This window comes from Streptomyces sp. SD15 (assembly GCF_054462255.1).
The window spans coordinates 1-7,331 of record NZ_JBTLMO010000110.1 but is presented as its reverse complement, the minus strand read 5'-3'; the positions used below and the strand labels follow the sequence as shown (position 1 = coordinate 7,331).

Below are 7,331 nucleotides of genomic sequence, written 5' to 3'. Positions count from 1 at the left end.
CCCCTGACACACCATCAGCCAACTACACTCCGGACGACGCCTCTGACCAGACCAGATAGCGAAACGCTGCTGGAGTACTAGAACCAGCGTGTGTTCGTCGACGGCTTCGAATCCACGGGCAGTCAGAAGTGCGTTGGCGTCCGAAGCTGGTGGAGCGCGGCAGCACCGGACCTGCAGGCTGACGGGCGGTCACAGCCGACCGGAGCTGTCGGCGAGGACCTGTGCCAGGGTGTGCGAGGCCCGGAGGGGTCATACCGGGGCTGGTGTCCAAGGAGTGCGGTAGCGCCGTGAGACGGGTCGTGCCCCTGCGACTTCGCCCCGGGCGGAGAAGCGGTACGTCCGAAAGGGGCGGCCTTGTGCCGTGCCGACCCGCGACTCCTGCTTCGAGCGCCAGCGTTCTGCCCGTCTGTCGGCGCCTTCCGGCACATCCGCTGGGTTTCCCGTGCAGAGGGCTTGAATCGGGCGCATTGTTAACGTTAACGTCCTGCGCGACACCTCCAGAAACAAAGGGAGCGATCTCCGAGTGATGTCCTTTGACGTCGTCCACTGACCGGGCCGGGCGCCCGGCGGTCCTCGGCGACGTGGCACGGCTGGCGCAGGTCTCGGTGATGACCGTTTCGCGGGTGCTCAACGAGAGCCCCGGAGTCAAGGCCAGCACCCGGGCCCGGGTCCTCGCGGCGGTGACGGAGTTGGGCTACCGGCCCAACAGCGCGGCGCGGACGCTGGTGACCGGCAGGTCACGCGTGCTCGGTGTGGTCGCCTTCGATACCAGGCTGTACGGGCCCGCGACCACGCTGTTCAGCATCGAGCAGGCGGCCCGCGACGCGGGCTACACCGTGCGGGTCACCACACTGGAGTCCACCGGCCAGAACTCGGGCGAGGAGGTGATGCGCGGCCTGATGTCGGAGTCGCTCGCCGGCGTCATCCTGTCCGCACCGCACGACTGGGCGGCGGAGGCGCTGCGGCATCTGACCAAGGGCACGCCCGTGGTCGTCGTGGACGTCGACATCGATCAGGAGTCCGCCCCGGTGGTCGGCATCGCCCAGCACGCGGGTGCCCGTCAGGCCACGGAGCACCTGCTGTCCCTCGGCCACCAGACCGTCTGGCACGTCTCGGGACCGGTGAACTGGCCCTCGGCGCAGGCCCGCGAAGTCGCCTGGCGCACGACGCTCACCGAGGCAGGGCGGAAGGCACCGCCCCCGCTGCGCGGGGACTGGACGGCGCGATCGGGCTACGAGCAGGGCAAACGGCTCGTCCGGCGCAAGAACGTCACCGCCGTGTTCGCCGCCAACGACCAGATGGCCCTCGGTGTGCTCCTCGCCCTGCGCGAGGCCGGCCTCGACGTGCCGGGCGACGTGAGCCTGGTCGGCTTCGACGACATCCCCGAGGCCGCCTACTTCTGGCCGCCGCTCACCACGGTGCGCCAGGACTTCGGCGAAGCGGGACGGCTCGCCCTCGATGTGCTCGTGGACCAGATCGAGGGCACGGGAGGGCGGGACGGGCTGACCGTGGTCCAGCCCGAACTGGTCGTACGCGGCAGCACGGGTCCAGCGGCCCGGAACTGACATAGGGGGAACCGATTTCATGAGCACGAGCGCGAACGCGGCGCAGTATCAGGCCATGAATGTTAACGCTACCAATATCGCCCCGGCCGACGGTCGCATGCCTGTCAACGCGGCTGGAGCGCCGGCCGGTGGACGGGTCCTGTTTGGCGCCGCCTACTACGCCGAGTACCAGCCCTACGAGCGGCTGACCACCGACCTCGACCTGATGGCACAGGCCGGCTTCTCAGTGATCCGCGTCGGCGAGTCCGTCTGGTCGACCTGGGAACCCGAGGACGGATGCTTCGCGCTCGAATGGCTCCAGCCGGCCCTGGACGAGGCTCACGCCAGGGACATCTCGGTCATCATCGGCACCCCGACGTACGCCGTCCCGCCGTGGCTGCGCCACAAGTACCCGGAGACGGCTGCGCATGCAAGGTCGGGACAGCCCATCCCGTACGGCGGCCGCCAGGACGCGGACTTCACCCACCCGGCCTTCCGGTATCTCGCGGAACGGGTCGTCCGCAAGATCGTCCGACGCTACACCGAACATCCGGCGGTCATCGGCTGGCAGGTCGACAATGAACCCGGTGTCGAGCTGCTGCACAACCCCGCCGTGTTCCAGGGCTTCGTCGACCACCTGCGTACGACGTACGGCGACGTGGAGGCCCTCAACGACCGCTGGGGGCTGACCTATTGGTCCCACCGGATCAGCGACTGGTCGCAGCTGTGGACACCGGACGGCAACACCACGCCGTCCTACGACCTGGCGTGGCGCCGCTACCAGGCCCGGCTCACCACCGAGTTCATCGGCTGGCAGGCCGGGATCGTACGCGAACACGCCGCCCCCGGGCAGTTCGTCACGACCTGCATAGACCTGGGCCGCAAGGCCCTCGACGAAGTGGCGCTCGGGCAGCGGCTGGACGTCACCGCCACCAATATCTACTTCCCGATGCAGGAGGGGCTGCGGCACCCGGCACCCGTAGAACCGTCGGCGGCGGGCCGCCCGTGGTGGCTACCCTGGTCCGGCGCCTGGGCGCTGTACCTCAAGGCCGACCTGTCGTACGGGATACGCCGCGAGCCCTTCCTCGTCACCGAGACGCACGCCCAGTCGATCGGCGAGTCGCACGTCAACTACCCGGCCTACGACGGCCAGTGGCGCCAGGCCGTGTGGGCGATGGTGGCCCGGGGCGCCGCCGCGATCGAGTACTGGCACTGGCACACCCTGCACTTCGGCCTGGAGACGCACTGGGGCGGAGTCCTCGGGCACAGCCTGGAACCGGGCCGCTGTTACGACGAGTTGAGCCGGATTGGCGAGGAGCTGCGACGGGCCGGGGACGTGCTCGCCGGCCTGGAGCCGGAGGCCGACGTCGCGATCCTGTACTCGCTGGAGAGCAAGTGGGCGCTGGAGTTCCAGCCGCCCGTCGCGGCGAGGACCGGCGGGGACCCGGACCGCGGAGCGTACGACCGCGTCGTCGCGACCCTCCACCAGGGCCTGTTCGACGCCGGCCTCCAGGCCGCCGTACTGAGTCCGGACCAGCTGGGGACGGACGCCGAGGCGCTTGCCGCCCGCTGGCCGGTGCTGGTGGTGCCCGCCCTGTATGTGGCGGACGACGAACTTCTGCAGCTCCTTGAACAGTACGCGCACCACGGTGGCCACCTGCTGCTCACCTTCCGCTCCGGCTACGCGGACGAAGAGGCCAGGCCACGCCCTCAGGTCATGCCCGGAATCCTGCGGGAGGCCGTCGGGGCGCACTACCTGGAGTACAGCAACCTCGCCGAGCCGGTGCCCGTGCGGGGGCTGGACGGCCACGCGACGGCCTGGGCCGACGCCCTCGTACCGGACACCGCCACGCCGCTGGCCTGGTACAAGCACCCGCACGTGGGCCGCTGGCCCGCCGTCGTGACGAACGAGCACGGTGCCGGCCGCGTCACCTATCTCGGCACGCTGCCCGATGCCGCCATGGCGCGGGACCTGGCCCGCTGGGTGGCGGAGACGACCCTGCCCGACGATCCGTGGAGCGCCACGCCCGCCTCGGTCACCGTGACCGGGGCCCACGTGGCCGACGGACGCCGCCTGCGGTTCGTCAGCAACTGGTCGTGGGAGACGGCGCCCGCGCGCCTGCCCGTGCCTGTCATGGATCTCCTTTCCGGCGAAGCGCTCGATGCCGGATCGGAGCTCTCGCTCGGACCGTGGGATGTCCGGGTGCTCATCGAGCGGACCACCGAGCAGGCAGAGAGCACCTAGAACACCGAGTCCCCCAGAACACAGAACAGCGACAGACAGGAGGAGAGACGATGAGGTCTCCGACAGCGGGCAGGCGCTCGCGCCTGCTCACCACGGCCGCCGGCGGGCTCGCCCTGCTCGTGCTCACGGCCTGTTCCGGCGGCTCGTCGAACGGGGCGGGCGGTGGCACCACCAAGTCCGTCGACATGGCCGCCGAGCTGAAGAAGCCGGCCACGATCGAGTTCTGGAGCTGGTTGAACGGCATCGAGGACGAGGTCAAGCTCTTCGAGAAGAAGTACCCCAACATCAAGGTCAAGGTGGTCAACGCCGGCGCGCCCGCTGCCGAGTACCCCAAACTCCGTACCGCCCTGAAGGCGGGCAGCGGGGCCCCCGACGTCGTCCAGCTGGAGGCCCACGAGGTCCCCTCCTTCACCATCACCAAGAGCCTGCTCGACCTGGCCCCGTACGGAGCCAACAAGATCAAGAGCAAGTTCGAGGGATGGGCGTGGGAGCAGGTCTCGCAGGGCTCCTCGGTCTACGCCATCCCGCAGGACACCGGGCCCATGGGGATGCTCTACCGCAAAGACATCTTCGACAAGTACGACATCAAAGTGCCCACGACCTGGGCGGAGTTCGCGACCGCGGCCGAGAAGCTCCACAAGGCCGACCCGAAGGCGTACCTGACCAACATGTCCCCGAGCAACGGCGCGGCCTACACCGGACTGCTGTGGCAGGCGGGATCGCGGCCGTTCAAGAGCACCAGCTCCACGAACCTCCAGGTCAACATCGATGACACGGCTGCCCGGAAGGTGAGCGACTACTGGAGCGGGCTGGTCAAGTCGGAGAACGTCTCGACCGACCCCGACTTCACCGACCAGTGGTACCGCGGCCTGGCGAGCGGCAAGTACGCCACATGGCTCACCGCCGCCTGGGGCCCGATGTTCCTCCAGGGAACCGCGAAGAAGACGGCGGGCAAGTGGCGCGTCGCGCCGCTTCCCCAGTGGGACGCGGGAGAGTCGGTATCGGGGAACACGGGCGGCTCCACGAGCGCGGTCATCCGCACGAGCAAGTACCCCGCCGCCGCAGCGGCCTTCGCTCAGTTCCTGAACAGCGACCCCGCGTCGACGAAGATGCTGGCCTCCAAACAGTCCCTCTTCCCCGCCACGACGGCGCTGCTCGACGACCAGGAGTTCCTGGACGAGCCGCTGCCCTTCTTCAGCGGACAGAAGGTGAACCGGGTCTTCTCCGACATCTCCAGGACAGTCAAGACGGACTTCACCTGGAGCCCCGTCCAGGACTACGTCTTCAACGACTTCAACGACACCGTCGGCAAGGCGATGACCCGCAAACAGGATCTCACCGCCGCGCTCACCCAGTGGCAGGAGTCGGTCACCGGATACGTCAAGAAGCAGGGCTTCACCGTCGGCGGCAGCTGACCGGAGCACACCCAACCCCCGTGGACACCACCAACGGTGTCCACGGGGCGGGAGGGAAGACACGACATGAGCCAGACCGTCCCACCGGCGGCACCCGCATGCCCCGCGCTGTCGCCGGCCATCCACGCCACCCGCCGCCCGTGGCGGCGCTCCACCCGCGAGGCGCTGACCGCGTACGCGTTCGCCGCCCCCTTCGTCATCCTCTTCGTCGCCCTGCTCGTGATCCCCCTCGGCTACTCCGGCTATCTGAGCCTGTTCCGAGAGCAGCTGGTCGGCGGCAACGTCTTCGCCGGCCTTGCCAACTACCGGCAGGCACTGGATGATCCGCTCTTCCGGGACGGCGTGCTGCGGATGGCGCGGTTCCTTGTCATCCAGGTGCCAGTCATGCTGGGCGCCGCTCTGTTCTTCGCCCTCGCCCTGGACAGCGGCCGACTGCGCTTCCCGCGTCTCATCCGGCTGGGCATCTTCGTGCCGTACGCGATCCCTAGCGTCATCGCCGCGCTGATGTGGGGCTATCTGTACGGTCCCGACTTCGGCCCGTTCGCCCAACTGGCCCGGGGCGTGGGCCTGGACACCCCGGGGTTCCTCACCCCGCACTGGATACTCGCCTCCCTCGCCAACATCGTGACCTGGGAGTTCACCGGCTACAACATGATCATTATGTTCGCCGCGCTCCAGTCGGTCCCGCCCACGCTGTACGAGGCCGCGGCCATGGACGGCGCCGGCGCCTGGCGCATCGCCTGGCATATCAAGATCCCCGCCATCCGGCAGGCGCTCATGCTGAGCGTGATCTTCTCGGTGATCGGCACCTTCCAGCTGTTCAACGAGCCCAAGCTGCTGTCCGGGATCGCGCCGGACGCCATCAGCACCTCCTACACCCCGAACATGTACGCCTCCACGCTCGTCTTCACCAATCAGGAAGTGAACTACTCCTCGGCCGTCTCCTTTCTGCTCGGCGCCGTGATCGTGGTCGTCTCCTACGCCGTGCAACTCGCGTCCCATCGGAGGGTCCGCCGGTCATGACCAGCCACACCACTTCCACCCCGGCTTCCACTCGGGCTCCCCGTCCGGTCGGCCGACGCAGCAATGTGCTCACCCTGCTGATGCTGGCGTGCCTGGTCTACTTCCTGCTGCCGCTGTTCTGGCTCGTCGTCTCGGCGACCAAGGACAACGGCTCGCTGTTCTCCACGTTCGGCCTGTGGTTCGGCGGCGGCTTCGACTTCTTCGGGAACCTGCATGACGTGTTCACCTACGACGGCGGCATCTACGGCCGGTGGCTGCTCAACACCGCGCTCTACGCCGTGGTCAGCTCGGTCGGGGCGGCCTTTCTGGCGGCGCTGGGCGGGTACGCCTTCGCCAAGTTCCGCTTCCCGGGACGCAATCTGCTCTTCTCCATCGTGCTGGGCTCGATCATGGTGCCCAGCACCGTGCTGACGATTCCGACGTACCTGCTGTTCAGCAAGATAGGGCTGGTCAACACGCCGCTCGCGGTGATCGTGCCGATGCTGGTGAGCCCCTTCGGGTTCTACCTGATGCGGGTATATGCCGAGGACGCCGTACCCGACGGTCTCATCGACGCCGCACGGATGGACGGAGCCGGCGCGTTCCGCATCTTCTGGCAGGTGGGCTTCCGTCTCCTCCTGCCGGGATTCGTCACCGTCCTGCTCTTCCAGCTCGTGGCAAGCTGGAACAACTACTTCCTGCCGCTGATCATGCTCAACAACCCGAAGCTGTACCCCGTGACCATCGGCCTTGCCCAGTGGCAGGCCCAGGCGGGGGGACTGGGCGGCGCCCACGCCCTGTTCTCGATCGTCATCACCGGATCACTCGTGTCGATCCTCCCGCTCATCGCAGCCTTTCTCCTGCTCCAGCGCTACTGGCAGGGCGGCCTCGCCACGGGCTCCGTCAAGGACTGACACTGGTCTGCCGCTCCAGGTCCCCCGTCTGGTCTCGCGCGACATGCAGGCAGCGCGTGTCGCGCTCGAGGAACACCGGCCCATACACCCGGCGCAGGGTCACCGAAGCGCTAGGTGTATTGCCCTGTGAGGTTGGGGACGCGGCTGGCGGGTGGTTTGCCTGCGAGCGCGGTGTGTCCGCGGTGGTGATTGTAGGTATGCAGCCATGCGG

Annotated in this window: 5 protein-coding genes; all 5 read left to right on the top strand. The window is 68.3% G+C overall.

Annotated features, from left to right (window positions below):
- Positions 1–533: 533 nt before the first annotated feature.
- The gene (locus ACX28W_RS43425) at positions 534–1,565 is read left to right on the top strand and encodes a LacI family DNA-binding transcriptional regulator (RefSeq protein WP_459005608.1); all 1,032 of its coding nucleotides are present in this window, start codon (positions 534–536) and stop codon (positions 1,563–1,565) included.
- A gap of 97 nt (positions 1,566–1,662) precedes the next feature.
- Complete coding sequence (locus ACX28W_RS43420; RefSeq protein WP_459005609.1) at positions 1,663–3,789, top strand: beta-galactosidase; 2,127 nt, start codon at positions 1,663–1,665, stop codon at positions 3,787–3,789.
- Between the two features lie 50 nt (positions 3,790–3,839).
- On the top strand, positions 3,840–5,204 hold the full coding sequence (locus tag ACX28W_RS43415) for an ABC transporter substrate-binding protein (protein ID WP_459005607.1): 1,365 nt from the start codon (positions 3,840–3,842) through the stop codon (positions 5,202–5,204).
- A 66-nt stretch (positions 5,205–5,270) separates the two neighbouring features.
- Entirely contained in the window at positions 5,271–6,227 is a 957-nt protein-coding gene (locus tag ACX28W_RS43410; RefSeq protein ID WP_459005606.1) for a carbohydrate ABC transporter permease, read from the top strand.
- Positions 6,224–7,120: a carbohydrate ABC transporter permease gene (locus tag ACX28W_RS43405; RefSeq protein ID WP_459005605.1), complete on the top strand. Its 897-nt coding sequence runs from the start codon at positions 6,224–6,226 to the stop codon at positions 7,118–7,120. Before ACX28W_RS43410 ends, ACX28W_RS43405 begins: the two co-directional genes overlap by 4 nt.
- Positions 7,121–7,331 lie beyond the last annotated feature (211 nt).